The 25977-nt window shown below is 71.3% G+C and carries 24 protein-coding genes; 13 read left to right on the top strand and 11 right to left on the bottom strand.

Annotation, left to right across the window (positions count from 1 at the left end; translation table 11 throughout):
* Window positions 1-37: 37 nt before the first annotated feature.
* The 3 genes from ACFVYF_RS00245 to ACFVYF_RS00235 all read right to left on the bottom strand — a co-directional run bounded on the left by ACFVYF_RS00245 (window position 38) and on the right by ACFVYF_RS00235 (window position 2458).
* A complete protein-coding gene (locus ACFVYF_RS00245) occupies window positions 38-271 on the bottom strand; it encodes a hypothetical protein (protein ID WP_389448418.1) in 234 nt (77 codons plus the stop codon).
* A gap of 209 nt (window positions 272-480) precedes the next feature.
* Window positions 481-1473 (bottom strand): DEDDh family exonuclease, encoded by a 993-nt coding sequence (locus tag ACFVYF_RS00240; RefSeq protein ID WP_389448415.1) that lies wholly within the window; start codon window positions 1471-1473, stop codon window positions 481-483.
* Between the two features lie 364 nt (window positions 1474-1837).
* Window positions 1838-2458 carry a TetR/AcrR family transcriptional regulator gene (locus ACFVYF_RS00235; protein ID WP_389448412.1) on the bottom strand — a complete coding sequence of 207 codons (621 nt, stop codon included), beginning with the start codon at window positions 2456-2458 and terminating at the stop codon, window positions 1838-1840.
* 142 nt (window positions 2459-2600) lie between these two features.
* On the opposite strand from ACFVYF_RS00235, the gene ACFVYF_RS00230 reads away from it, so the two are divergent.
* The 8 genes from ACFVYF_RS00230 to ACFVYF_RS00195 all read left to right on the top strand — a co-directional run bounded on the left by ACFVYF_RS00230 (window position 2601) and on the right by ACFVYF_RS00195 (window position 10570).
* Window positions 2601-3398, top strand: a complete 798-nt coding sequence (locus ACFVYF_RS00230; protein WP_389448410.1) for an acetoacetate decarboxylase family protein — start codon at window positions 2601-2603, stop codon at window positions 3396-3398.
* The gene (locus ACFVYF_RS00225) at window positions 3398-4282 is read left to right on the top strand and encodes an SDR family NAD(P)-dependent oxidoreductase (protein WP_389448407.1); all 885 of its coding nucleotides are present in this window, start codon (window positions 3398-3400) and stop codon (window positions 4280-4282) included. The genes ACFVYF_RS00230 and ACFVYF_RS00225 overlap by 1 nt, the downstream gene beginning before the upstream one ends.
* 178 nt (window positions 4283-4460) lie before the next feature.
* The gene (locus ACFVYF_RS00220) at window positions 4461-5744 is read left to right on the top strand and encodes an amidohydrolase family protein (protein ID WP_389448404.1); all 1284 of its coding nucleotides are present in this window, start codon (window positions 4461-4463) and stop codon (window positions 5742-5744) included.
* Window positions 5741-7021: an amidohydrolase family protein gene (locus tag ACFVYF_RS00215; RefSeq protein ID WP_389448402.1), complete on the top strand. Its 1281-nt coding sequence runs from the start codon at window positions 5741-5743 to the stop codon at window positions 7019-7021. The genes ACFVYF_RS00220 and ACFVYF_RS00215 overlap by 4 nt, the downstream gene beginning before the upstream one ends.
* Before the next feature lie 46 nt (window positions 7022-7067).
* Window positions 7068-7778, top strand: coding sequence for a VIT family protein (locus tag ACFVYF_RS00210; protein ID WP_389448399.1), 711 nt, complete (start codon window positions 7068-7070; stop codon window positions 7776-7778).
* Window positions 7779-7923: 145 nt separating this feature from the next.
* Window positions 7924-8796, top strand: coding sequence for a sterol desaturase family protein (locus ACFVYF_RS00205; protein ID WP_389448396.1), 873 nt, complete (start codon window positions 7924-7926; stop codon window positions 8794-8796).
* Entirely contained in the window at window positions 8793-9488 is a 696-nt protein-coding gene (locus ACFVYF_RS00200; protein ID WP_389448394.1) for a lysoplasmalogenase, read from the top strand. Before ACFVYF_RS00205 ends, ACFVYF_RS00200 begins: the two co-directional genes overlap by 4 nt.
* A gap of 38 nt (window positions 9489-9526) precedes the next feature.
* Window positions 9527-10570 carry a zinc-dependent alcohol dehydrogenase family protein gene (locus ACFVYF_RS00195; protein ID WP_389448391.1) on the top strand — a complete coding sequence of 348 codons (1044 nt, stop codon included), beginning with the start codon at window positions 9527-9529 and terminating at the stop codon, window positions 10568-10570.
* Window positions 10571-10795: 225 nt separating this feature from the next.
* On the opposite strand, the gene ACFVYF_RS00190 is transcribed toward ACFVYF_RS00195, so the two are convergent.
* The 3 genes from ACFVYF_RS00190 to ACFVYF_RS00180 form a co-directional block, all read right to left on the bottom strand.
* Complete coding sequence (locus ACFVYF_RS00190) at window positions 10796-11806, bottom strand: CopD family protein (RefSeq protein WP_389448388.1); 1011 nt, start codon at window positions 11804-11806, stop codon at window positions 10796-10798.
* 698 nt (window positions 11807-12504) lie between these two features.
* A complete protein-coding gene (locus tag ACFVYF_RS00185) occupies window positions 12505-14028 on the bottom strand; it encodes a S8 family serine peptidase (RefSeq protein ID WP_389448386.1) in 1524 nt (507 codons plus the stop codon).
* Window positions 14029-14101: 73 nt separating this feature from the next.
* Complete coding sequence (locus tag ACFVYF_RS00180) at window positions 14102-15625, bottom strand: S8 family serine peptidase (RefSeq protein ID WP_389448383.1); 1524 nt, start codon at window positions 15623-15625, stop codon at window positions 14102-14104.
* Window positions 15626-16010: 385 nt separating this feature from the next.
* Between ACFVYF_RS00180 and ACFVYF_RS00175 the strand changes: the two genes are divergently transcribed.
* The 3 genes from ACFVYF_RS00175 to moaA all read left to right on the top strand — a co-directional run bounded on the left by ACFVYF_RS00175 (window position 16011) and on the right by moaA (window position 19153).
* The gene (locus ACFVYF_RS00175; RefSeq protein WP_389448380.1) at window positions 16011-16367 is read left to right on the top strand and encodes a DUF485 domain-containing protein; all 357 of its coding nucleotides are present in this window, start codon (window positions 16011-16013) and stop codon (window positions 16365-16367) included.
* Window positions 16364-17992, top strand: a complete 1629-nt coding sequence (locus ACFVYF_RS00170) for a cation acetate symporter (RefSeq protein ID WP_389448377.1) — start codon at window positions 16364-16366, stop codon at window positions 17990-17992. The genes ACFVYF_RS00175 and ACFVYF_RS00170 overlap by 4 nt, the downstream gene beginning before the upstream one ends.
* A gap of 171 nt (window positions 17993-18163) precedes the next feature.
* On the top strand, window positions 18164-19153 hold the full coding sequence (gene moaA / locus ACFVYF_RS00165) for a GTP 3',8-cyclase MoaA (protein ID WP_389448374.1): 990 nt from the start codon (window positions 18164-18166) through the stop codon (window positions 19151-19153).
* An 82-nt stretch (window positions 19154-19235) separates the two neighbouring features.
* Here the strand turns inward: moaA and ACFVYF_RS00160 are convergent, their stop codons facing one another.
* A complete protein-coding gene (locus tag ACFVYF_RS00160) occupies window positions 19236-19472 on the bottom strand; it encodes a hypothetical protein (protein WP_389448371.1) in 237 nt (78 codons plus the stop codon).
* A gap of 223 nt (window positions 19473-19695) precedes the next feature.
* Window positions 19696-20094, bottom strand: coding sequence for a DUF3099 domain-containing protein (locus tag ACFVYF_RS00155; protein WP_389450547.1), 399 nt, complete (start codon window positions 20092-20094; stop codon window positions 19696-19698).
* 244 nt (window positions 20095-20338) lie between these two features.
* Between ACFVYF_RS00155 and ACFVYF_RS00150 the strand changes: the two genes are divergently transcribed.
* Window positions 20339-20617, top strand: a complete 279-nt coding sequence (locus ACFVYF_RS00150) for a GlsB/YeaQ/YmgE family stress response membrane protein (protein ID WP_389448368.1) — start codon at window positions 20339-20341, stop codon at window positions 20615-20617.
* Window positions 20618-20788: 171 nt separating this feature from the next.
* On the opposite strand, the gene tyrS is transcribed toward ACFVYF_RS00150, so the two are convergent.
* Genes tyrS through ACFVYF_RS00135 form a run of 3 tightly spaced genes read right to left on the bottom strand, consistent with a single transcriptional unit; the run spans window position 20789 to window position 25029 of the window.
* Window positions 20789-22057, bottom strand: coding sequence for a tyrosine--tRNA ligase (gene tyrS, locus ACFVYF_RS00145; RefSeq protein WP_389448366.1), 1269 nt, complete (start codon window positions 22055-22057; stop codon window positions 20789-20791).
* Window positions 22058-22114: 57 nt separating this feature from the next.
* Entirely contained in the window at window positions 22115-23509 is a 1395-nt protein-coding gene (locus tag ACFVYF_RS00140) for a metallopeptidase TldD-related protein (protein ID WP_389448363.1), read from the bottom strand.
* Complete coding sequence (locus ACFVYF_RS00135) at window positions 23506-25029, bottom strand: TldD/PmbA family protein (RefSeq protein WP_389448360.1); 1524 nt, start codon at window positions 25027-25029, stop codon at window positions 23506-23508. Before ACFVYF_RS00135 ends, ACFVYF_RS00140 begins: the two co-directional genes overlap by 4 nt.
* Window positions 25030-25256: 227 nt before the next feature.
* Here ACFVYF_RS00135 and fabG point away from each other — a divergent pair, with 227 nt between their 5' ends.
* Complete coding sequence (gene fabG, locus ACFVYF_RS00130; protein WP_389448357.1) at window positions 25257-25976, top strand: 3-oxoacyl-[acyl-carrier-protein] reductase; 720 nt, start codon at window positions 25257-25259, stop codon at window positions 25974-25976.
* Window position 25977 lies beyond the last annotated feature (1 nt).

The following is a 25977-nucleotide window of genomic DNA, read 5'->3' as shown; positions in this document are numbered from 1 at the left end:
GGGTCCCGGCAGGGGCCGCGGCCGGGCCCGGCCCGGCTCAGACCTTGTCGATGATGCCCACCCTTCCCTCCGCGCGGGCGCAGTGGGCGCCGCAGTACCAGTGGCCCTCGACCTCCACTCCCTGGCCGATGATCTGGACGCGACAGTGCTCGCAGATGGGGGCCATGCGGTGAATCGCGCAGGAGAAGCAGTCGAAGACATGCACCGAGCCCTGTGCATGGATTTCGAACGTCATACCGTAGTCATTGCCACATACTTCACATCTCGCCATGCGCCACAGGGTGGGGCGCCGACGCGGATCGGGCGAGCGGGCGGTGGGCGAGTCGCCCGGCAATCACCCGTCTGACGTCGGGCCTGCGGGCGGGTGCGGCCCCACGGGCGAGGCCGGCCGGGGCGAGGGTGCTCACGCCTCGGGGCGGCCGGGGCCGCGGCGATGGTCGAGGGTGCTGACGCTCCTGAGACGGGCCGGGTCGAGGGTGCTCACGCCCCCGAGGCCGGCTCCACGTCCCGCAGCAGCTGTCCGAACGCGGCCTCGTCGATCACCGGCGTCCCGTACTGCCGGGCCTTGACCACCTTGGACGTGCCCGAGTCGGGGTCGTTCGTGACGAGCAGGCTGGTGAGCCGGGACAGGCTCGTCGCGATGTGCAGACCGGCCTCGACGGCGCGGTCCTCCAGCAGCTCACGGTCGACCGAGGTGTCCCCGGAGAACGCGACCCGCATGCCCTGCTTGAGCAATTTTCCGTCCTCGTACCGGCCCGGGTTGGGGTACGGGCAGGCGGGGCGCTTGCGGGAGGGCCGCCAACTGCCCGACCCGTAGCCCCCGGAGGACAGGCCGCCGGTCGACTGCTGTCCGATCCGCGGCGCGCCGGACCACTCGGTGAGCGGCCGGCACTCGAGGAGGGGCAGCCGGACCTCGTCGCGCGCGGCGGCCCGCAGGCTCGGCCGGAACGCCTCGGCGAGCACACGCGCGTCGTCCAGCGCGTGGTGCGCCCGCTGCTGTACGACGCCGAAGTGCGCGGCCAGCGACTCCAGCTTGTGGTTGGGCAGCGGCAGCCGCAGTTCCTTGGACAGGGCGATGGTGCACAGGCGCTGACGGACCGGCGCCTCGCTCTCCGCGCGCGCGTACTCACGGGCGATCATGGACCAGTCGAAGACGGCGTTGTGCGCGACGAGCACCCGGTCCGCGAGGCGGGACGCGAACTCCTCGGCGATGTCCGGGAAGAGCGGTGCGCCTTCGAGCATCTCGCTCGTCAGACCGTGGATCCACACCGGGCCCGGATCCCGCTCCGGGTTGACCATCGTGTACCAGTGGTCCTCGACCTCGCCGCGTGCGTCCAGCCGGTAGACGGCGGCCGAAATGATCCGGTCGTCCCGGGCCAGCCCGGTGGTCTCCACGTCAACGACCGCGTATCCCTTCGGATACGCGGCCGGCCAGGGGGCTGGGGACGCTGCGGTCGTGAGGTCTTCGAGCATGGTCCATGAGGATACGGGGCGCCTCGGACAGTGACGGCCCGGGCCCGTCGCCGCGCCGCGACCGGCTGCCACGGAGAGGCGGTGCGCCCGCAGGACCGTACCCGCACGCCTTTCTGACGGATTCTCAGGGCAATTACTGCGAAATCGGACGGGGTGTCGACTGTACGGAGGAGCTGCGCGGAGGAGCTGCGGAGGGGCGGCGCGGAGGAGTTGCGGAGGGGCGGCGCGGAGGAGCTGCGGAGGAGGTGTGCCGGTCGAGTGGGCGGGCCGCCGGTGTGTGGGCGCCGACCGTGCGGGCAGGGCTGCCGGCGCCGGCGCGTGGCGTCCGTCCGGTCCACCCGTAGTGGCCTCGGAGTGGCCTCCCTCACTCCGCTGAGAGGAGACCGTCGACCAGGGCCCGCACGGACGCCGTGAACAGCCGCTCGGGATCGGCCGGGCGGGCCAGGGCGCGGGCCAGTGCGGAGTCGCCCTCGGCCGTACCCGGTTCCCACAGCTCGGGCTCGCCCGGTCGCCGGCCGGGTGCGCGCTCGCGGGCGCGCTCCACGAGGACATGGCCCACGACCTGGAAGTGGACGGCGCGTACCACCTCGGCGGCCCGCGAGCCCCGCAGTCCCGCCGCGTGCACCTCGTGCACCAGGGCCTGCTGCGCGGGTAGGAACATCCGTTCCGTCAGGCCGCGTTCGTGCACCATCGCGATCAGGTGCGGATGGGCACGCAACCGCCGGCGCAGGATACGGGCCACGGACACGATGCGCTGCGCGGGCGTGCGGCCGGCCGGCCGGATCTCGCCGAGGTCGGCGACGGTCCGTTCGACGAGCGCGTCGAGCAGGGACTCGCGATTGCCGACGTGCCAGTAGATCGAGGTGACCGCGGTGCCCAGCTCGGCGGCGAGCTTGCGCATGGTCAGGGCCCCGGGTCCGTGCTGCTTCACGAGGCCGGCGGCCGCCTCCAGGACGTCGTCGCGCGTGAGTGCCGGTCTGCCCACGGTGCTCCCTCTCCCGGCGCCCAGGGCGCTGCGCATCCCCAATTCCGTTTGACGCATGCGTATTTACCCTTCACGAGGTCTGCTGTAACCCTGTTACAGAGCACCCTCCTGACGGTTCATCAGTGAAGGGCGGTACGACGACATGGCACGAGTGCGGTACGGGGCGCGGACCGAGGCGGAGATCGCCGCCGCGCGCACCGTGGGCGCCAGGCTTCCCGACATCTGGTCCACCGGTGTGGTGGCCCTCTGGGAGAGCGATCCGGACGCGGTCGCGGCGGTCCTGCCGCCGCCTCTCAAACCCACGGGGCGCCCACTGGTGCGGGTGAACATCAGCAAGGTCGACCTGACCGGATATCCGCTCGGCGCGGGCTCGTTCGCCGTCGCGGCCCAGCACGACGGCGTCGAGGGCTGGTACCCGCTGGTCATGCCGATGACCCATGAGCGGGCCCTCACCGGCGGCCGCGAGGTCTTCGGCGAACCCAAGAAGCTCGGCGAGGTGACCGTCGAGCGCGAGGGTCTCGTCGTACGGGCGGCACTGGCCCGGCACGGCATCGCGTTCGTCGAGGTGCGCGGCGCGGTCAGCGGGAACCTGCCGCTCCCGGAGCCCGCGCCGAAGACCGACGTCTACTTCAAGTTCCTTCCCGCGGTGGACGGTTCGGGCCTGGAGGGCGATGCCTTCCTGGTCCACTGCCTGCGCAACGAGAAGGTGCGCCGGCTGGAGCGGATCACCGGAGACGTCGTACTGCGCGAATCGATGTACGACCCCGTCGCCGACCTCCCCGTACGGGAACTGGTGGGGATCACGATCGCCGAGAAGACCACCGACCAGCGGGGCGAGGTCGTGGAACGGGTCGGCGCGCAGGCCCTGCTGCCGTACATCCACCAGCGCTACGACGATCCGCAGCAGATCCTCGACGGACCGCCCGGGGGGAGTGCCTGATGCGACTCGGCGCAGGACAGGTCGCCGTCGTCACCGGCGCGGCGAGCGGGATCGGGCTCGCGATGGCCCGGCGGTTCGCCGCCGACGGCCTGAAGGTGGTCCTCGCGGACGTCGAGGAGGGCGCCCTGGAGAAGGCCGCCGCCGAACTGCGGCTGGCGGGCGCCGAGGTGCACGCGCGCGTGGTCGACGTCGGCGAGCGCGAGCAGGTCGTCGCGCTGGCCGAGTCGGCGTACGGGACGTACGGCGCGGTGCACGTGCTGTGCAACAACGCGGGTGTCGGCTCGGGGGCCGAGGGCCGGATGTGGGAGCACGATCCGAACGACTGGAAGTGGGCCTTCGCGGTCAACGTCTGGGGCGTCTTCCACGGCATCCAGGCCTTCGTACCGCGGATGCTCGCCTCGGGTGAGCCGGGCCATGTCGTCAACACGTCGTCGGGCGACGGCGGGATCGCGCCGCTGCCCACCGCGTCGGTGTACGCCGTGACCAAGGCGGCCGTCGTGACGATGACCGAGTCCCTGTACGCGCATCTGAAGGCGGAGCACGCGCGCGTGGGCGCCTCCGTCCTCTTCCCCGGGCCCCACATGCTCCGCACCGGCCTGTGGGAGTCGCACCGCAACCGCCCCGAGCGGTACGCGAAACAGCACCCGCGCAGGACTCCCTACCGCAGCCTCGGCCAGTGGGAGGCCGCGATGCAGGAGGCGGGCCGGGACGTGAGCTTCACCCCGGTCGAGGAGGTGGCCGACCTGGTCGCCGCGGGGATCCGTGCGGACCGCTTCTGGCTGCTGCCCGAGAGCGAGCACAGCGACCGGCAGATTCGGGCTCGGGCGCAGTCGATGCTCGACCGCGCCGAGCCGTCGTACCTGGAGAACTTCATCCTCGACTGACTGGACTGAAGGGCGTGTGATGACCGCATCAGGGACTGACCGGACCGAGGGATGTGCGACGACCGCATCAGGGACTGACCGCACCGAGGGGCGTGCGACGACCGCATCGGGAACCGACCGGACCGAGGGACGTGCGACGACTGCTTCAGGAACCGAACGCACCGAAGGGCGTGCGACGGTGGCCGACCGGGACCCCTATCTGATCATCTCCTCCGACTGCCACGCCGGGCTGCCCACCGAGGAGTACCGGCCCTATCTGGACTCCCGGTTCCACCGGGACTTCGACGAGTTCCTCGCGGGGCGCGACCGGCGCCGCGAGGAGATGACCCGCCTGGGCATCCGGAACGAGGCCTTCGCTGACCGGTGGTTCCAGGACAACGAGGAGGGGCTGCGCGGCGGCTGGGACACCGCTCAGCGTCTCAAGGAACTGGACGGCGATGGTGTGGCCGCCGAGGTCGTCTTCCCGGACGCCGACGCCGTGGACAGCCGGACCGCCGCACCCTTCGGGGTGGGCCTCGGCCTCTCCGGCGACCAGGACCCCGAACTCGGCATGGCGGGTGCCCAGGCGCACAACCGGTGGCTCGCGGAGTTCGTCGGTGAGCACCCCGAACGGCACTGCGGGGTCGCCCTGTTGCCCGTCACGGCCGAGCCGTCGCGCGTGGTGGCCGAGATCCACCGAGCCAAGGAGTCGGGCCTCGGCGCCCTGATGATCCCCTCCATGTGGGTCGACAAGGAGCCGTACCACGACCGCCGTTACGACCCCGTGTGGGCCGCGGCCGCCGAGTGCGCGATGCCCGTGCTCACCCACTCCGGCGCGGCCCCGCGCCACGAGTACGGCGACCACCTCGGAATCTACGTCTCCGAGGTCACCTGGTGGCCGGCCCGCCCCCTCTGGTTCCTGCTCTGGTCGGGCGTCTTCGAGCGCCACCCCGGCCTCAAGTTCGGGGTGGCGGAGTCGGGTTGCTGGTGGCTGCCGAATCTCCTGTGGTTCATGGACCGCCTCTACCTCGGCGCGCACGGGGGCAAGAAGCTGTCGCCCTTCGCGGAGCTGCGACGGCCCCCGCACGAGTACCTGGACCGTCAGGTCTTCATCTGCGCCACCAACACCAAGCGCCGTGAGCTGGCCCAGCGTTACGAGATCGGCGTGGACAACATCCTCTGGGGCAGCGACTTCCCGCATCCCGAGGGGACCTGGCCCGACACGCGCGCGTGGCTGTCGCGGACCTTCCACGACATCCCGGTGCCCGAGACCCGCCGCATGCTGGGCCTGGCCGCGGCGGAGGTCTTCGGCTTCGACGTCGCCGCGCTCACCCCGCTGGCCCGCCGCATCGGGCCCGTCCCGGCCGACCTCGGCCAGCCCGAGGACCAGACGGCCGTCGAGGCGTCCTGGGCCCGCTCGCGCGAGGTGGGCCGGCACTGGCTGACGGACCACGACTTCCCGGTGCTGGGGACCACGTCATGACCGACCGGTACACGGTGATCTCCGCGGACTGCCACGCGGGCGCCGATCTCCTGGACTACCGGCCGTACTTGGCGAGCGCGCACCACGAGGCGTTCGACGCGTGGGCGGCCGGCTACGTCAATCCGTACGAGGACCTCCTCGCCGACACGGCCGACAAGAACTGGAACTCCGAGCGACGCCTCGCGGAGCTGGAGGCGGACGGGATCGTCGCCGAGGTGGTCTTCCCGAACACGATTCCGCCGTTCTTCCCGTCGGCCTCCCTGATGGCGCCCGCGCCCACCCCGGAGGAGTTCGAGCGGCGCTGGGCGGGGCTGCGCGCCCACAACCGCTGGCTCGCGGACTTCTGCGCCGCCGCGCCGGGCCGCCGGGCGGGCGTGTTCCAGATCCTGCTGAACGACGTGGACGAGGCGGTGAAGGAGATCCGCTGGGCGGCGGACGCGGGGCTCAGGGGCGGGCTGTTGCTCCCGGGCACGCCGCCGGGTTCGGGTCTGCCCGAGCTGTACTCCTCGGCGTACGACCCGATCTGGGCGGTCTGTGCCGAGCTGGGGGTGCCGGTGAACCACCACGCGGGCTCGGCGTCGCCGCCCCTGGGCGACGAACCCGCCGCGCGGGCGGTGTTCATGGTGGAGACGACCTGGTTCTCGCACCGGGCACTGTGGCACCTGATCTTCGGCGGCGCGTTCCGGCGTCACCCCGGCCTGCGACTGGTGCTGACGGAACAGGGCTCGGGCTGGATCCCCGGAGTCCTGGACATGCTGGACTACTACCACGGCCGCCTGGTGTCGGCCGCGACCAAGGCGTCCACCGCTTCGGGCCCGTCCACCGCTTCGGGCCCGTCCACCGCTTCGGCGGCGTCCACGGCGGAGTCGAAGTTCGGTGCGGGACTCGCGGCCTCGATGGGCAAGGGGCCCTCGCAGGTCTGGCGGGACAACTGCTTCGTCGGCGCGAGCTTCATGCGCCCGCACGAGGTGCCGCTGCGCGGCCGTATCGGCCTCGACAAGATCATGTGGGGCAGCGACTACCCGCACGACGAGGGCACCTACCCCTACTCGCGCGAGGGACTGCGGATCGCGTACGCGGGGCTGCCGCGCGAGGAGATCACCGCGATGGCCGGCGGCAACGCGGCCCGCGTGTACGGCTTCGACCTGGACCTGCTGGACCCGATCGCGGCGAAGGTGGGGCCCACAGTGGAGGAGGTGGCGGAACCGCTCGTCACCCCGCCGGCCGACGCGACGAGCCCGGTGTTCGCGCGGGGCGGCTCGGTACGGGTCTGGTGACGGGTCGGTACCGGGTGGAAGCCGCCCGGGGTGCGATCCTCCCGGTGTGACGGAATCCACGCACGACGAGCCCCACGGCGGCGCGCTCGGCTCGCGGCTGAACTGGCTGCGGGCCGCGGTCCTGGGCGCCAACGACGGCATCGTCTCCACCGCCGGACTCGTCGTCGGAGTGGCCGGCGCGACGAGTGACCGCGGGTCGCTGCTGACGGCGGGGCTGGCGGGCCTGCTCGCCGGCTCCATGTCGATGGCGGCCGGCGAGTACGTCTCCGTGTCCACCCAGCTCGACTCCGAGAAGGCCGCGCTGGCGACGGAGCGCCGCGAGTTGCGGGAGGAGCCGGAGGCGGAACTGGAGGAGCTGACGGAGCTGCTGGAGGGGCGGGGGCTGTCGCGCGCGGTGGCCTTCGAGGCGGCGCAGCAGCTCACGGAACGGGACGCCCTGCGGGCCCACGCGAGCGTGGAGCTCGGCATCGACCCCGACGACCTCACCAACCCCTGGCACGCGGCCTGGGCCAGCTTCCTCTCCTTCACGGTCGGCGCGCTGCTCCCGCTCCTCGCGATCGTGCTGCCCCCGAGCGACTGGCGGGTGCCGGTCACCGTGGTGTCGGTCCTCGCCGCCCTGGTCCTCACCGGCTGGTCCGGCGCCCGCCTCGGCGCGGCCGGCCCCGGGAGAGCGGTCCTGCGCAACGTGGGAGGCGGGGCGCTCGCGATGGGGGTGACCTACGCGGCGGGAGCCCTGCTGGGGGCGGCCGGGGTCTAGGACCCAGGGACCGAGAGGGGCGAGAGGATGCCCCAGCCGGGGCCGGGCGTTGGTGGAGATCGCCAAGAAGCAAGCGCGTACCGCGGGTAATACTTGTCAGTAACAACGTCTAGCCGCGGCCGACCCGGCGTCCTACGGTGCACCCATGCCGAACCTGCCCGATGTCGTGCTGTGGTCGATACCCGCTTTCGTGCTGCTCACGGTGATCGAGATCGTGAGCGTCCGGCTCCACCCCGACGAGGAGGAAGCGGGGTACGAGACGAAGGACGCCGTGACGAGTGTCGGCATGGGTCTTGGGAGTCTCGTCTTCGACTTCCTGTGGAAGATCCCGATCGTCGCGGTCTACACGGGGCTGTACGAACTGACACCGCTGCGCGTGCCCGTCCTGTGGTGGACCGTGCCGCTGATGCTGCTCGGCCAGGACTTCTTCTACTACTGGTCGCACCGCGGGCATCACGTCATCCGCATCCTCTGGGCCTGCCACGTCGTCCACCACTCCAGCCGGAAGTTCAACCTCACGACCGCGCTGCGCCAGCCCTGGACCTCGCTCACCGTCTGGCCCTTCTACGTCCCGCTGATCCTCCTCGGTGTGCATCCCGCCGCGCTCGCCTTCTGCTCCTCGGCGAACCTCGTCTACCAGTTCTGGATCCACACCGAGCGCATCGGCAAGCTGCCCCGCCCCTTCGAGTTCGTCTTCAACACGCCCTCGCACCACCGCGTCCACCACGCCTCCCAGGGCGGCTATCTGGACCGCAACTTCGGCGGGATCCTCATCGTCTGGGACCGGCTCTTCGGGTCCTTCGTCGCGGAGACCGACCGGCCCGTCTACGGGCTCACCAAGAACATCGCCACCTACAACCCGCTGCGTGTGGCCACCCATGAGTACGCCGCCATCGCCAGGGACCTGCGTGCGGCGGCGAGCTGGCGCGAGCGGGCCGGGCGGGTCTTCCGGGGGCCCGGCTGGCAGCCCGCGCGGACGGCCGCCGCGCAGCCGCCGGTCAAGGAGTCCGTCGCGTGAACCCACGCCACGCGCGTGTGCTGCTCGCTTCCTTCGCCCTGCTGGCCGCCGTGGACCTCGTCTCCCTGGCGGCCGGGTACGACCCCGGACACACCGTCGCCAAGCCCCTGCTGATGCCCCTGCTCGCCGCCCACGCCGCCGTGCGGCGCGGTCCCGCACCGCTCGTCGCGGCGCTGCTGTTCGGGTGGGCCGGCGACATCCTGCTCCTCTTCGACGCCGACGCGGCCTTCCTCGCCGGGATGGCGTCCTTCGCGGCGGGGCACGTGTGCTACCTCATGCTCTTCCGGAGGACCGCGCGGCTGTCCGCAAGAAGCGCTCCACGCGCGCGTGGAGCATGGCTCGCCGGCGCGTACGGCGTCCTCCTCGTCGGCACCGTCGCCCTGCTGTGGCCCGGCCTCCCCGCCGGCCTGCGCCTGCCCGTGGCCGGCTACAGCCTGCTGCTGACGGCGATGGCGTACGGAGCCACCCGGCTCGGGCCCGTGGCCGCAGCGGGCGGTGCCCTCTTCCTGCTTTCGGACACCCTGATCGCGACCGGCGTCGCCGACTGGCCGCAGCTCCCGCGGCCCGACTTCTGGATCATGCTCACCTATGCCGCGGCACAGTATCTGCTGGTCCGCGGCGTGCTGGGGGCCCTCGGCGAGCGACCCGCACCGACGGCGGCGTACGGTGAACTGCGCTCGACCACCCCCTGAGCGCATCCGTCGCCGATCAGCCGAGAAGGATCCTCGCCATGCGCGCCACCACCATCCACGCCCCGTTCGACATGCGCGTGGAGGACGTGCCCGACCCCCTCGTCCAGTTGCCCACCGACGCGGTCGTACGGGTCCTGCGGTCCTGCATCTGCGGCAGCGACCTGTGGGCCTACCGCGGTGAGGCGAAGCGGCAGCCGGGGCAGCGGATCGGGCACGAGTTCCTCGGCATCGTCGAGGAGACCGGCTCCGACGTGACCGGTGTCCGGCGCGGTGATCTCGTCGTCGCGCCCTTCATGTGGTCCGACGGCGTCTGCGACTACTGCCGGGAGGGGCTCACCACCTCCTGCGAGCACGGCGGCTTCTGGGGCGCCGTGGGGTACGACGGCGGACAGGGCGAGGCCGTGCGCGTGCCGTTCGCCGACGGCACCCTGGTGCGGCTGCCCAAGGAGGCGGCCTCCGACGACCACCTGCTGTCGGCCCTGCTCACCCTCTCCGACGTCATGGGGACCGGCCACCACGCCGCCCTCGGCGCGGGGGCGCGGCCCGGCGCGACCGTGGCCGTCGTGGGCGACGGTGCCGTCGGGCTGTGCGCGGTGCTGGCCGCGAGCCGGCTCGGCGCCGAGCGGATCATCGCGCTCGGGCGCCACGAGGTGCGTACGGACATCGCGCGTCGCTTCGGCGCCACGGACGTCGTCGCCGAGCGGGGAGACGCGGCGGTGGAGGCCGTACGTGAACTCACCCGCGGGCAGGGCGCGCACTGCGTCGTGGAGGCGGTGGGCACCGAGCAGTCCATGCGCACGGCCGTGAACATCACCCGGGACGGCGGTGCCATCGGCTTCGTCGGCGTCCCGCACGGCAGCGGCACCGGCCTCGACCTCGGTGTCATGTTCGACCGGAACATCGCCCTGCGCGGCGGTGTCGCGCCGGTGCGCGCATACATCCCCGAGCTGCTGCCCGACGTGCTGGACGGCACCATCGACCCGTCGCCCGTCTTCGACCGGACCGTCGCCCTGGAGGACGTACCGGAGGGCTACCGGGCGATGGACGAGCGCACCGCGCTCAAGGTCATGGTCGCCAACTGAGTCCGGACGCGGGTTCACCTGTGACGGCCGTGGCGGCACGCCTGACGGACCGGACGCACGCCTGACGGACCGGACTCACGCCTGACGGGCGAGGCCGCACACCCGACGGGCGAGGCCTGCACCGGACGGACCCGGACTCGGACCCGGACCCGGACTCGGTCTCGGACCCGGACCCGGACTCGGACGCACGCGGGCCGACAGGCCCGACCAGGCGGCCCCCGTGGCTCACCACCGGATCGGCAGCGGCACCGCCGTGAGCAGCGCCGAGACCGCGACGACCACGCCCAGCGCCACCACCTCCGCCCGCGCGGGGGAGCAGGCGCTGAGCGGGTCGGCGGTGCGGCGCAGCCGGAGGCGGGCGCACAGGGCGAGGACGGCCACGCCCGCCACCAGGAGCACCTTGGCGAGCAGGGTGCGCCCGTACGCCGTCGTCGTCAGCTGGTCCAGGACCGTGCCCGGCGGCATCCGGCGCAGGGTGCTGCACACCCCGGTTGCGGTGATCGCGGCGAGCAGGACGGCCGCCACGCGCGCGTAGCGGCCGAGCAGGGCGGCGCCCGCCTCCGGGGTGCGCCAGGCACGCAGGAGCCGCAGCACGTTCAGGAGTCCGCCTGCCCACACCGCCGCGCAGACCAGGTGGACCAGCGTCAGGGCCGAGCCGGTCAGCGGGCTGTGCTCCGTCGGGGGATGGGCGCGCAGTGCCTCCGCCACGACGACCGCGGCCAGCGGCCACACCTGACGGGCCGGCCGGCGCGAGAGGGCGCACAGCCCGGCCACCACGAACGCGTTGACCTCCAGCAGCGCCAGCGCGCCCTCCCGCGTGCGGTACAGACCGCCCACGTCGATGTCCGCGAGGTGCTGGGGCACCAGATTGCCGGTAGCCACGACGGAGGCGAGCCCCAGCGCGGCGACGGAACCGGCGAGCGCGGCGAAGGGAGTCCAGCTGCGCGGCGGGTCCACCGGCGGCGCACCCGGTATCTGGCGGGCCAGCCCGGCGGCGAACAGCTCGCCCGCGCCGACGCACACCGCGCCGAACAGGACCGTCCGCAGCAGGGCGACGCCACCCGCGCCGGGCGCGGCCGCCTCGCCGGTGCCCCGCAGCGCGGCGGCCGGGCCGAGCAGCGGGATGAGCGCGGCCAGCGCCACCAGTACGAGGACGGCGACGGCACGCCCGGCGGCCGGGCGACGCGCGGGACCGCTCGCGTCGCCCACCTCGGACGGCGGTCGTATCAAGGTCACCTCAAGATCTTCACCAGACGCCACAGATCCGGGCAACTCCAGGAAAACAACTGGGGGAACGGCATTCTGCCCAAACCCGAATGTCCGGCCGCCTCGTTGGCCCCGTGCGCCGCGGACCGCCCCGCTCGTCCTGCTGTACGCATCTGGCCGCTCCGCAACTGCCTTGCGTACGCTCCCGGCGGCCCGCGCGGCTCAGGTCCAGCGCGCCGGATCCGCTCCCCAGAGCACGGGCGGCCAGGACCAGTCGCCTGGCCCACCCGCGAAGCACACCGGCGGCCGGGCGTACCGCAGCCGTCCGAGCCCGCTGTCGGTCCCGGCGAGCCAGGAAGCCGCCGCACAGGCCGCGCCCCCGGGATCCTCCGGCCGGGCAGGCGTGCGGCAGCCATGCGGCCGTCCGTGTCAGTGCCGGCCGGGCAGGCGTGCGGCAGCCATGCGGCCGTCCGTGTCAGTGCCGGCCGGGCAGGCGTGCGGCCGCCATGCGGCCATCCGTGTCAGTGCCGGCCGGGCAGGCGTGCGGCCGCCATGCGGCCATCCGTGTCAGTGCCGGCCGGATGAGCCGTGTCCCGCCCTCCTCGGTCCGCCCGGTGAGGGTGCAGTTGCTGAATCAACATGTCGACCCGGGCCGGGGGAGCGCAGAGGCCGGGCGGTCCCCGCCGCCCGGCCCCTGTGTCACCTGACCACCGTCTTCGGTGCGGGTGTTACTTCGTCACCGCGTCCAGCGCGTCCGCGGTGCCCCAGCCGTAGAACCCGTTGTGGTTCTTCGAGCCCTCGCAGACGGCGTCGACCTTGCCGTCGTTGTTGATGTCGTACGGGTCGGTGCACTGCGTGCCGTCGGCCTCGGCGTACAGCAGCGCCTTCACCAGGGCGGCGGAGGCGTGCGGGTGCGTCGACTTGATCAGGGCGGCGACCCCCGAGACATGCGGCGCCGCCATCGACGTACCGGCCATGTACCCCCACTTGCCGCCGGGGAGCGTGCCGAGGATCAGGCCGCTCGTCGCGGGCGGGGCGGGCGGCTGGTAGCTGGTGGAGTCGCCGCCGGGTGCGGCGATGTCGATGACGCCCAGACCGTAGTTGGAGAAGGACGACTTGAGGTTCTTCGCGCCCGTCGCCGCCACGGTGACCACACCCGGCAACTGGGTCGGGATGTCATAGCACTCGGACGGGTCGATCACCCGGTCCGACGGCGTCGAGTCGTTCGGGGACGACGGGTCCGTGATCTCGTCCGACGCCAGGTCGTAGCTCTCGTTGCCCGCCGCCGCGACGTTGACCGCGCCCTTCTTCTCCGCGTACTGCGAGGCGCGGGTGATCGCGTCGACCAGGGCCTTCTGGTCCGGGTCGTTCTTGCAGTTGAAGTACCAGGGGTCGGTGTAATAGCTGTTGTTCGTCACGTCGACGCCGTGCTCCGCGGCCCACACGAAGCCGCACACCACCGCCTCCGTGTAGAAGTAGCCGTCCGGGTTGGCCACCTTGATGCCCGCGACCTTCACGCCGGGTGCGACACCCGTCATGCCGATGCCGTTCTTGGCGGCGGCGATCTCGCCCGCGACATGCGTGCCGTGCGGGCTCTCGGCGGCGCTGGGCCGCCAGGCTCCGTCGGCCGTGTCCGGCGCGCCCGACACACAGTTGACCGACGCGTCACGGTCGAAGTTCGGCGCGATGTCGGGGTGGGTGTCGTCGACGCCGGTGTCGATCACCGCGACGGTGACCTTCCTGCTGCCCAGTGTCTTCTCGTGCGCCTTGTCCGCCTTGATGGCGGCCAGGTCCCACTGCAGGGACTCCAACGGGTCCTGCCCGGCGGCGGACTGGGCGTCGGCGACCTGCTGCGCGGTGAGCGCCTTCGGTGTGCCCTCGTCGGTGGTCGACTGCGCGGGCAGCGGCGCGTTGCGCGTGGCACCGGCCGACTCCACCCCGCGCACGTCACGGATCGTCTTGGCGAAGTCGGCGTTCGACGAGTGGACGACGAGTACGCCGATGTGGTCGTACGACGCCACGATCGTGCCGTCCGCCTGGGCCACGGCCTTCTTCACGTGCGCCGAGGGACCGTGCCCGGGACGGACGTTGACGATGTAGCTGAGCGCGGTCGCGTCCGCCGCCGTGGCCTGCGGAGCGGCGCTGTCGGCCGCCGACGCGCTCACGTTCGGCAGGAAGGCGAGGGCCGTCGCCACGGCCATCCCCAGCGGGATCGCTATCGCGCGCCGGGAGCGCGGGTGAGGCGCGTTCATGAGAAATCTCCAGTTCGTTCGCGGTACGAGCGGTACGAGCCGTGCGGGAGGCTCAAAGGGGGTGGCGCCGCGGCTACTTGACCGCACGCAGCGCGTTGACGATGCCGAATCCGTAGAAGCCGTTCACACGCTTGCCGCCCTCGCAGACCGCGTCCTGCGTGCCGTCACCGTTCTGGTCGTACGAGTCGGGGCAGCCCGGGTTGTCGGCCTGGGCCTTGAGCAGCGCCTGCAGCTGGGCCGGAGTCGCCCACGGGTGCGTGGACTTCAGCAACGCGGCGACACCGGCGGCGTGCGGCGACGCCATCGAGGTGCCCTGCAGATAGCCGTAGGCGTTGTTGGGCATGGTGGACAGGATCCGCCCGTTCTTCGACGGGGTGTCCGGGATCTGGTAGAGCCGGTCGCCGCCCGGCGCGGCGATGTCGATGACGCCCTCGCCGTACGAGGAGTAGTACGACTTGAGGTTCTGCACGCCCGTCGCGCTGACGGTGACCACGCCCGGCAGCTGGGTCGGCACGTCGAAGCACTCGTGCGGGTCGATCGTCCGGGGGACCGGCGTCGTGTCGTCCGGGCTGGAGTCGTCGACGATGGCGTCCGAGTCGAGATCGTGGTTGGAGTTGCCCGCCGAGGCGAAGTTGAGGGTGCCCTTCTTCTGGGCGTACAGCTGGGCCCGGTTCACCGCGTCGACGATGGCCCGCTGGTCGGGGTCGTCCATGCAGTTGTACAGCCACGGGTCCACGTAGTAGCTGTTGTTGGTGATCTCGACGCCGTGGTCGGCGGCGAACACGAAGGCGCAGACGACGCTCTCGGGGAAGTACAGCTCGCTGACCGGGTCGGCCACCGTGATGCCGGCGACCTTGACGTTCGGGGCGACACCGGCGACGCCGATGTCATTGCGGGCCGCGGCGATCTCACCGGCGACATGCGTGCCGTGGTAGTGCTCGGGCTTCGCCGGACGCCAGGCGCCGTACGTGGTGTCGGCCTTGCCGCCCACGCAGCTCGCGGACTGTGCCGCGGAGAAGTTCGGGGCGAGGTCCGGGTGGGTGTCGTCGACGCCGTTGTCGATCACGGCGACGGTCACCTTGCGGCTGCCCGGGTTGATCCGCGCGGCCTGGTCGGCGCCTATCGCGCGCAGATCCCACTGCTCGTTCTCGAGCGGTTCCTGGCCCGCGGCGGCCGTCCCGGAGACCTTGGCGGCCTCCTTGGCCGACAGCGGCTGCGCGGCGCCCTCGTCCGTCGTCCCCGCCGCGGTCAGCGGCGCGGTCCGCGTCGCACCCGCCGACTGCACCCCGCGCACCGCGCGTATCTGCTTGCCGAAGTCCGGGTTGGCCGACTGGACGACGATCACACCGATCTTCTCGTACGCGTAGACCACGCTGCCGCCGGCCGCGGCGATCGCCTTCTTCACCGACTCGACCGTGCGGTGGTCCGCCCTGGTGTTGACCACGTACGGCACGGTCGGAGCGTCCGCGCTCGTCACGGCGGACGGGGTGTCCGAGGCCGCGGACGCGGCGGCCGGCAGGAAGCCGAGCGAGGCGGTGAGCGACAGAACGACCGGAACGGCGAGCGCGAGGCGGCGTCTGGAACGCAGATGAACCATGGGGTCTCCACATCATCCGAAAACGGAACTGCCCGAACACAGGTGGTGCTCGGGCAGGTACATGACGGGGTGGTGCAGGGCGAAGCTATCCCCCGTCCCACCTGGCCAGCAATGAAATCCGGAGATGACTTCCGAAAGAAATGCAGTGAGTTGAACCGGTCCACGCGTGGCGCCGTGACCTTGAGCAGGGAGCGCGAGCACGATCGAGCCCCTGCCGGATCACACCCCGGGGCCCTGACACCGCCGCTGGTTCACGTGATCCACGTCAATGTGAGGTCAGAGCCGTCTATGTCCGTCCCCCGTCCGTCCCCGTCACCTTCGGCAAGCCCCCCACCGTCCCCCACCGCCCCCGTCCGCAACCGCACCCGCAATGCGAGGAGATTCCGTGGCCACCGACGCACCGCCCCCCTCGAAACCCCAGCCCTCTCTCCCCTCCACCGAGGAGTTCGTCGAGGTCCAGGCGAGCGCCGAGTTCGGTGAACTGCGCCACGCCCACCGGTCGTTCGCCTTTCCGCTGACCGTCGGCTTCATCCTCTGGTACCTGCTGTACGTCCTGCTCTCGAACTACGCGGGCGACTTCATGGGCACCAAGCTCTTCGGCAACATCAATGTCGCCCTGGTGCTCGGTCTCGCCCAGTTCCTCACCACGTTCCTCATCGCCTGGTGGTACTCGCGGCACGCCGCCACCCAGCTCGACCCCAAGGCCGAGGCGATCAAATCCCGGATGGAGGGCGGCGCATGAGCCCCGCGATCACCCAGTTCCAGCTTGCGGCGGGAGAGGCCAGCGAGCACCGGCCGCTGATCATCTCCCTGTTCGCCGTCTTCGTCGCGGCCACCCTCGTCATCACCGTGTGGGCCGGCCGGCAGACCAAGAGCGCGGCCGACTTCTACGCGGGCGGGCGCCAGTTCAGCGCCTTCCAGAACGGACTCGCCGTCTCCGGCGACTACATGTCCGCCGCCTCGTTCCTCGGCATCGCGGGAGCCATCGCCCTCTTCGGCTACGACGGCTTCCTGTACTCCATCGGCTTCCTCGTGGCCTGGCTGGTGGCGCTGCTCCTGGTCGCCGAACCGCTGCGCAACTCCGGCCGCTACACGATGGGTGACGTCCTCGCGTACCGGATGCGCCAGCGCCCCGTGCGCACCGCGGCCGGCACCTCCACGATCGTCGTCTCGATCTTCTACCTGCTGGCCCAGATGGCGGGCGCGGGCGTCCTGGTCTCGCTGCTCCTCGGCATCACCAGCGACGGCGGCAAGATCGGTATCGTGGCCCTGGTCGGCGTCCTGATGATCGTGTACGTCACCATCGGCGGGATGAAGGGCACCACCTGGGTGCAGATGATCAAGGCCGTGCTGCTCATCGCCGGCACCATCCTCATCACCTTCCTGGTGCTGCTGAAGTTCCACTTCAACATCTCCGACCTGCTGGGCACGGCGGCCGAGAACAGCGGCAAGGGCAGCGCGTTCCTGGAGCCGGGTCTCAAGTACGGCGCCACCTCGACGTCCAAGATCGACTTCATCTCGCTGGGCATCGCACTGGTGCTGGGCACGGCGGGTCTGCCGCACATCCTGATCCGCTTCTACACGGTCCCCGACTCCAAGGCCGCCCGGAAGTCCGTGAACTGGGCGATCGGCATCATCGGCGGCTTCTACCTGATGACCATCGCGCTCGGCTTCGGCGCCGCGGCCCTCATCAAGCCGGAAGAGATCATCGCCTCCAACAAGGCGGGCAACACGGCGGCCCCGCTGCTCGCGCTGCACCTCGGCGGCGTCGACTCGACCTGGGGCGCGATCCTGCTCGCCAGCATCTCGGCGGTCGCCTTCGCCACGATCCTCGCGGTCGTCGCCGGTCTGACGCTGGCCTCGTCCTCGTCGTTCGCGCACGACATCTACGCGAACGTGATCAGGAAGGGCACCGCCACCGAGAAGGAGGAGGTCAGGGCCGCCCGCTACGCCACGATCGCCATCGGCGTGGTGTCCATCGGCCTCGGCGCCCTTGCCCGCGACCTGAACGTGGCCGGCCTGGTCGCGCTCGCCTTCGCGGTCGCCGCCTCCGCCAACCTGCCGACGATCCTCTACAGCCTCTTCTGGAAGCGGTTCACCACCCAGGGCGCCCTGTGGTCGATCTACGGCGGTCTGATCACGGCGGTCGGCCTGGTGCTCTTCTCGCCGGTGGTCTCGGGCAAGCCCACCTCGATGTTCACGGGGGCGAACTTCGACTGGTTCCCGCTGGAGAACCCCGGCATCATCTCCATCCCGGTCGGCTTCCTGCTGGGCTGGCTCGGCACGATCCTGTCCAAGGAGGAGCCCGACACCGGCAAGTACGCCGAGCTGGAGGTCCGCTCGCTCACGGGCACCGGCGCGCACTGACGCCGCCCGCCCGACGGCCCCGTCGTGGACGCTGGTGGATCACCACTAGTAGGTCTCTACGACGGGGCCTCGCCGTACCTCGTGGGATCGGGCCGCCGCCGTTGTCAGCCCTGTCACGTAGGCTCGCTGGTGTCAGACGAATGTGATCCGGTATCGAGGGAGGGGGCCCACGTGCTCATTGACACCTATGGCCGGGTGGCCACCGACCTGCGTGTCTCGCTGACCGACCGCTGCAATCTCCGGTGTACGTACTGCATGCCGGAAGAGGGCCTGCAGTGGCTGGCCAAGCCGGACCTGCTCACGGACGACGAGATCGTCCGCCTCATCGGGATAGCCGTCACCAGCCTCGGCATCACCGAGGTCCGCTTCACCGGCGGCGAGCCCCTGCTCCGCCCCGGCCTCGTCGGCATCGTCGAGCGGGTCGCCGCTCTGGCACCGCGCCCCCAGATGTCCCTGACGACCAACGGCATCGGCCTCAAGCGCACCGCGACCGCCCTGAAGGCGGCCGGCCTCGACCGGGTCAACGTCTCGCTGGACACCCTCCGCCCGGACGTCTTCAAGACCCTCACCCGCCGTGACCGCCACAAGGACGTCATCGAGGGCCTGGCTGCGGCGCGCGACGCGGGCCTCACCCCGGTCAAGGTCAACACGGTCCTGATGCCGGGCCTCAATCAGGACGAGGCCCCCGACCTGCTCGCCTGGGCCGTCGAGCACGACTACGAACTGCGGTTCATCGAGCAGATGCCCCTGGACGCCCAGCACGGCTGGAAGCGCGACGGCATGGTCACCGCGGGCGACATCCTCGCCTCACTGCGTACGCGCTTCGAGCTCACCGAGGAGGGCACCACCGAGCGCGGCTCCGCCCCCGCGGAGCGCTGGCTCGTCGACGGCGGCCCGCACCGCGTCGGCGTGATCGCCTCGGTCACCCGCCCCTTCTGCTCGGCCTGCGACCGCACGCGACTGACGGCCGACGGCCAGGTCCGCACCTGTCTGTTCGCCACCGAGGAGACCGATCTGCGGGCCGCGCTGCGGTCCGACGCCCCGGACGAGGAGATCGCCCGTATCTGGCGGCTCGCGATGTGGGGCAAGAAGGCGGGCTCGGGCCTCGACGACCCGTCGTTCCTCCAGCCGGAGCGGCCGATGTCGGCGATCGGCGGCTGACGCCGCTGCTGCGGCCGGAGCGGGCGACGCCGACGGGCGGGACCGGCGCTCTGTCGTACGGCGGTCGGATTCCGCCGGGCGGTCAGCGCTCCGCAGACTCCCACTCGGCCAGGGGCACCACGTCCTTCAGGAACCCGCGCACACCCAGGAACTGGGAGAGATGCTCACGGTGTTCCTCACACGCGAGCCACGTCTTGCGGCGCTCGGGCGTGTGCAGTTTCGGGTTGTTCCAGGCGAGGACCCACACCGCGTCGGTACGGCAGCCCTTGGCGGAGCACTGCGCGGTGGCGGGGGAAGAATCGGGGAGGGGGAAGGTCACGCCTCAACCCTAAACGGCTCCTCATGGGCGACGCCGAGCAGCCACGGGGGGAGCTGCCCGGCGTCGGTCCGTCGCTCCGACGGGGGATGCGGAGCGCGTACGAAGTATGTCACGGGGGACCCGGTGCCCGGCACCGGAACAACATGATTGATCTGAGCTTTTCTTGAGCTTGGTACACGGCTTGCCACCTCGTACGGATCCGGATTCGGCTGATCCGCCGGGGTCAGGTCCGCTCGCGCGGTTCGCCCCGACGACCCGCCTCCGGCCCGGTCCACACGTCGTGCGGCACGGACCCCGGGACGGGTTCCGCGAACTCCTCCGCCCGGGGCGGCGCGATCATCGGGCGCACCGGGGCTGCGACGAACGTGGACGGCAGTGAAGGGGCGTTCTCCCGCCCGGCGTTGGCGATCACCACCGCCACATACGGGAGGAGCATCCCGAGCACCAGGGCGACCAGTGCGACGTGCCGTTCGACGTTCCAGAGGGCGGCGCCGAGCACCACCGCGACCGTGCGCACGCTCATCGAGATGATGTAGCGGCGCTGCCGGCCGCGCACGTCCTCGTCGAGTCCCTGTCTGGCTCCTGTGATCCGGAAGACCTCGCCCTTGCTCTGCTTCCGCAGCACATTCCACCGCCCGCCTGTATCGGACTCTCCCCGGCCCGCGCCCGCCCGAACCCGGTCAGGGACCAGGGCCCGAACACGCTCCACGTTACGCCGCGGCTGCGCCGTCCACGAGACCGGGGGCACCCCCGGTCCGGGGGACCGGCTGCGCCGTACCGCGTATGGCTCTGCCCGACATGCGCCGTATGGCGGACCGCCCGAGACTGGGCGTAATGCTCGCTGGGAGCCGTACTAGGAGGCAGCGATGGGCTGGTTGTGGGCGATCATCGTGGGATTCGTGCTGGGCCTGCTGGCCAAGGCGATCATTCCGGGCAAGCAGCACAGCCCGCTCTGGCTGACCACGATCTTCGGCATTCTCGGAGCCATCGTCGGCAACGCCATCGCCCGTGCGATCGGGATCGCGGAGACCAAGGGCATCGACTGGGGCAGGCATGGCCTCCAGCTCGCGGCCGCGATCGTCATCGTCTTCCTCGGCGACATGCTGTACATGGCCGTACGGGGCAACAAGCGGCAACGAGCCTGAGGCTGAGCCGACCGGCCGGCGCAGGGGCCAAGCCTCCGCCGGTCGCAGGGCACCGTACCCGCGCAGCGCAGACCGCCGGCGAAACGGTGCACCGCATGGCGAAGGGGGCGGCCCGTGACGGGGCCGCCCCCTTCGTGCGTCCGGACGCAGGGCCGCTGGGACCCGGCCCGCTCAGCCGCCGGTGACCTCCACCGCTGCCAGGTTCTTCTTGCCCCGGCGCAGCACCAGCCAGCGACCGTGCAGCAGTTCCTCCTTGGCGGGGACGGCGTCCTCGGCGGCGACCTTGACGTTGTTCACGTACGCGCCGCCCTCCTTCACCGTGCGCCGCGCGGCCGACTTGCTGGCGACCAGGCCCACCTCGGCGAAGAGGTCCACCACAGGGCCGAGCTCGGCGACCTGGATGTGCGGCACCTCGGAGAGGGCCGCGGCCAGCGTCGCCCCGTCCAGGCCGTCGAGCTCGCCCTGGCCGAAGAGGGCCCTGGACGCGGCGACCACGGCGGCCGTCTGGTCGGCGCCGTGCACCAGCGTCGTGAGCTCCTCGGCCAGCGCGCGGTGCGCCGCCCGGGCCTGCGGGCGCTCCTCGGTCTGCCGCTCCAGCTCCTCGATCTCCTCGCGGGACCTGAAGCTGAAGATCCGCAGGAACTTGGAGACGTCCCGGTCGTCCGCGTTCATCCAGAACTGGTAGAAGGCGTACGGCGTGGTCATCTCGGGGTCGAGCCAGACCGTGCCGGACTCCGTCTTGCCGAACTTGGTGCCGTCCGCCTTGGTGATCAGCGGGGTGCCCAGGGCGTGCACCGCGGCCTCCGGGTCGACCCGGTGGATCAGGTCGGTGCCCGAGGTGAGGTTGCCCCACTGGTCACTGCCGCCGGTCTGCAGCGTGCAGCCGTACCTGCGGTAGAGCTCCAGGAAGTCCATGCCCTGCAGGATCTGGTAGCTGAACTCGGTGTAGCTGATGCCCGCGTCGGAGTTGAGCCGCCGGGAGACGGCCTCCTTCGCGATCATCTTGTTGACCCGGAAGTGCTTGCCCACGTCACGCAGGAACTCGATGGCCGACATGCCCTGGGTCCAGTCCAGGTTGTTGACCATGACCGCCGCGTGCGGCCCCTCGAAGTCGAGCAGCGGCGCGATCTGCGCGCGCAGCCGCTCCACCCACTGGGCCACGATCTCGGGGGCGTTGAGCGTGCGCTCCGAATTCGGCTTCGGGTCGCCGATCAGGCCCGTGGCGCCCCCGACCAGGCCCAGTGGGCGGTTGCCCGCCTGCTGGATCCGGCGCATCGTCAGGATCTGCACGAGGTTGCCGAGGTGCAGGCTGGGCGCGGTCGGGTCGAAGCCGCAATAGAACGTGACAGGACCGTCCGCGAACGCCTTGCGCAATGCGTCCTCGTCGGTGGAGAGGGCGATCAGCCCGCGCCACTTCAGCTCGTCGACGATGTCCGTCACGGTTCTCGTATCTCCTTGGATGATGTCCGGGCAGTCGGGTGACAACCAGCTACGAGGTTATACGCCCTGACTGACAGAGCTCATATTGAAGTCGGGCACTCGCAGGGCGGGCGCCGCAGCCCTGGTGAACCAGTCGCTCCACTCGCGGGGCAGCGTCTTTTCCGTGCGCCCGGCCTCCGTGGCCCGCCCCAGCAGACCGACCGGTGACTCGTTGAACCGGAAGTTGTTCACCTCGCCCACCACCTCGCCGTTCTCGACGAGGTACACGCCGTCCCGGGTCAGCCCGGTCAGCAGCAGCGTCGCCGGGTCGACCTCGCGGATGTACCAGAGGGACGTCAGCAGCAGACCGCGGCCGGTGTCCGCGACCATCTCCTCCAGCGAGCGGTCCGCACCCCCGTCCAGGATCAGATTGCCGATCGAAGGCGCCAACGGCAGACCGGTCAGGGCCGCGCTGTGCCGGGTGGTCGACAGATGCTTGAGCTCGCCCGCCCCGATCCACTCGGTCGCGGTCAGCGGCAGTCCGTTGTCGAACACCGAGGCGTCGTCGCCCGAGGAGTGCGCGAGGACGAAGGGGGCGCTCTCCAGGCCCGGCTCGTGCGGGTCGCTGCGCAGCGTCAGGGGCAGCTCGGTGAGCCGCTCGCCGACGCGGGTCCCGCCGCCGGGCTTGCTGAACACCGTGCGGCCCTCGGCCGCGTCCCGGGCCGCCGCCGACCACATCTGGTAGATCAGCAGGTCCGCGACGGCGGTCGGCGGCAGCAGCGTCTCGTAGCGCCCGGCGGGCAGGTCGAGGTGCCGCTCCGCCCAGCCGAGCCGCGTCGCCAGCTCGGCGTCCAGCGCCGCCGGGTCGACGTCCTTGAAGTCCCGGGTGGAGCGCCCCGCCCACGCCGAGCGCGTACGGTCCGGCGACTTGGCGTTGAGCTCCAGCGTCCCGTTGGGCTGGTCGTGCCGCAGGCGCAGCCCCGTGGACGAACCCAGATAGCTGGATACGACCTCGTGGTTGGCGAACCCGTACAGCTCGCGGCCGCCGGCACGCGCGCGTGCGAAGGACTCACCGAGCGCCGGCGCGAAGTCGGTGAAGACCGCGGACGAGGTCTCGGCGGGCGCGTCCGCGAAGTCGGGGGACTCCGGCACGCCCGAGACGAGCGGCTGGGCGTCCTCGGCCGGACCCGCACCCCGCGCCGCCGCCTCCGCGGCCCGCACCAGCGGCTCCAGCTCGTCCGGGGTCACGGCGGAGCGCGAGACGACACCGGACGCGGTGCCCTCGCGGCCGTCCACGGTGGCGATGACGGTCAGTGTGCGTCCGCGCGTCACGCCGTTCGTGGTCAGCGCGTTGCCCGCCCAGCGCAGGTTGGCGGTGGAGTGCTCGTCGGCGATCACCACGCAGCCGTCGGCGCGGGACAGGGCGAGGGCGCGCTCGACGATCTCGTGCGGCTTGTTCGTACGGGCGCTCATCGACCGGCCTCCTGGGTGGTGTTGAGGATGTTGACACCCTTGAAGAGGGCGGACGGGCAGCCGTGCGAGACCGCCGCGACCTGGCCCGGCTGGGCCTTGCCGCAGTTGAAGGCACCGCCCAGGACGTACGTCTGCGGGCCGCCCACGGCGGCCATCGAACCCCAGAAGTCGGTGGTCGTCGCCTGGTAGGCGACATCGCGCAGCTGACCGGTGATCCGGCCGTTCTCGATCCTGAAGAACCGCTGCCCGGTGAACTGGAAGTTGTAGCGCTGCATGTCGATGGACCAGGAGCGGTCGCCGACGACGTAGATCCCGCGGTCGACGCTGCCGATCAGGTCCTCCGTGGACAGCCCGGCGGGGTCCGGCTGCAGCGAGACGTTGGCCATGCGCTGCACGGGCACATGCCCGGGGGAGTCGGCGTACGCGCATCCGTTGGACCGGTCGAAGCCGGTCAGCCTGGCGATGCGCCGGTCCAGCTGGTAGCCGACGAGGGTCCCGTCCTTGACGAGGTCCCAGGACTGCCCGGCCACGCCCTCGTCGTCGTACCCGATGGTCGCGAGCCCGTGCTCGGCGGTGCGGTCCCCGGTGACGTTCATCAGCTCGGAGCCGTACTTCAGCTTGCCCAGCTGGTCGAAGGTGGCGAAGGAGGTCCCGGCGTACGCGGCCTCGTAGCCCAGCGCGCGGTCCAGTTCGGTGGCGTGTCCGATCGACTCGTGGATCGTCAGCCACAGGTTGGAGGGGTCGACGACGAGGTCGTACGCGCCCGCCTCGACGCTCGGTGCCCGCATCTTCTCGGCCAGCAGCTCCGGGATCCGCGCGAGCTCGGACTCCCAGTCCCAGCCGGTGCCCGTCAGATACTCCCAGCCCCGCCCGGCCGGCGGAGCGATGGTCCGCATCGAATCGAACTCGCCGCTGGACTCGTCGACGGCGACCGCGGTCAGCTGCGGATGCAGCCGTACCCGCTGCTGCGTGGTGACGGTCCCGGCGGTGTCGGCGTAGAACTTGTTCTCGTGCACCGTCAGCAGCGAGGCATCGACATGGTTGACGCCGTCGGCCGCCAGCAGCCCGGCGCTCCAGTCGGCCAGCAGCCCGGCCTTCTCCTCGGCCGGCACCGAGAAGGGATCGATGTCGTACGCGGAGATCCAGGTCTGCTCGGCGTGCACCGGCTCGTCGGCCAGCTCCACGCGCTCGTCCGAACCGGCCGCCTTGATCACCTGGGCCGAGAGCTTCGCCATGGCCACGGCCTGTGACGCGACCTTCGCGGCGGCGTCCATCGTCAGGTCCACCCCCGACGCGAAGCCCCACGTGCCGCCATGCACGACCCGCACCGCGTAGCCGAGGTCCGTCGTGTCCGACGAGCCGGCGGGCTTGGCGTCGCGCAGCCGCCAGGACGCGCTGCGCACCCGCTCGAACCGGAAGTCCGCGTGGTCGGCACCCAGCGCGCGCGCCCGCGCGAGCGCCGCGTCGGCCAGGGCGCGCAGTGGTAGCGCCGTAAAGGCTTCGTCGATGGAATGAGGCACCGAGGTCTCCCTGCTGTCGTGGCCTGTGGGTACCGATCATGTCGCGCCGACCGGCCCGGGGACCACACCTTTCTGTCGGTGACCACGGCATTCTGTAGGGATCCGACAGGAGCCGCAGCGAGCCACTGTCGGTGCCCGATTCTCCGGGAGGCGGAGAGGACCGATAGGTTTTCGAAGAAGGCGCCTGTCTTGCAGGGGTTCAAGTCCGCTATCGAAAGGGTGATCCGTTGAGCCGCTCGGTTCTCGTCACCGGAGGCAACCGGGGCATCGGCCTCGCCATCGCCCGCGCGTTCGCCGACGCCGGCGACAAGGTCGCCATCACCTACCGCTCCGGTGAGCCGCCGGCCGCCCTCACGGAGCTGGGCTGCCTCGCCGTCAAGTGCGACATCACCGACAGCGAGCAGGTGGAGCAGGCCTACAAGGAGATCGAGGCCGAGCACGGTCCGGTCGAGGTGCTGATCGCCAACGCGGGCATCACCAAGGACCAGCTCCTGCTGCGGATGTCCGAGGAGGACTTCACCTCGGTCATCGACACCAACCTCACCGGCACCTTCCGCGTCGTCAAGCGCGCCAACCGCGGCATGCTGCGGGCCAAGAAGGGCCGCGTCGTCCTGATCTCGTCGGTCGTCGGGCTGCTCGGCTCCGCGGGCCAGGCGAACTACGCCGCCTCCAAGGCAGCCCTGGTCGGCTTCGCGCGCTCGCTCGCCCGTGAGCTCGGGTCGCGCAACATCACCTTCAACGTCGTCGCGCCCGGCTTCGTCGACACCGACATGACCAAGGCGCTCAACGACGAGCAGCGCGAGAACATCGTGTCGCAGGTCCCGCTGGGCCGGTACGCGCAGCCGGAGGAGATCGCCGCGACGGTGCGGTTCCTCGCCTCCGACGACGCCTCGTACATCACTGGAGCCGTCATCCCGGTTGACGGCGGACTGGGAATGGGTCACTGAT

Source organism: Streptomyces sp. NPDC058274 (genome assembly GCF_042881375.1).
Lineage (GTDB): Bacteria > Actinomycetota > Actinomycetes > Streptomycetales > Streptomycetaceae > Streptomyces.
Note: the sequence above shows the minus strand (reverse complement) of the source record. Positions and strands in the feature narration are given on the sequence as shown.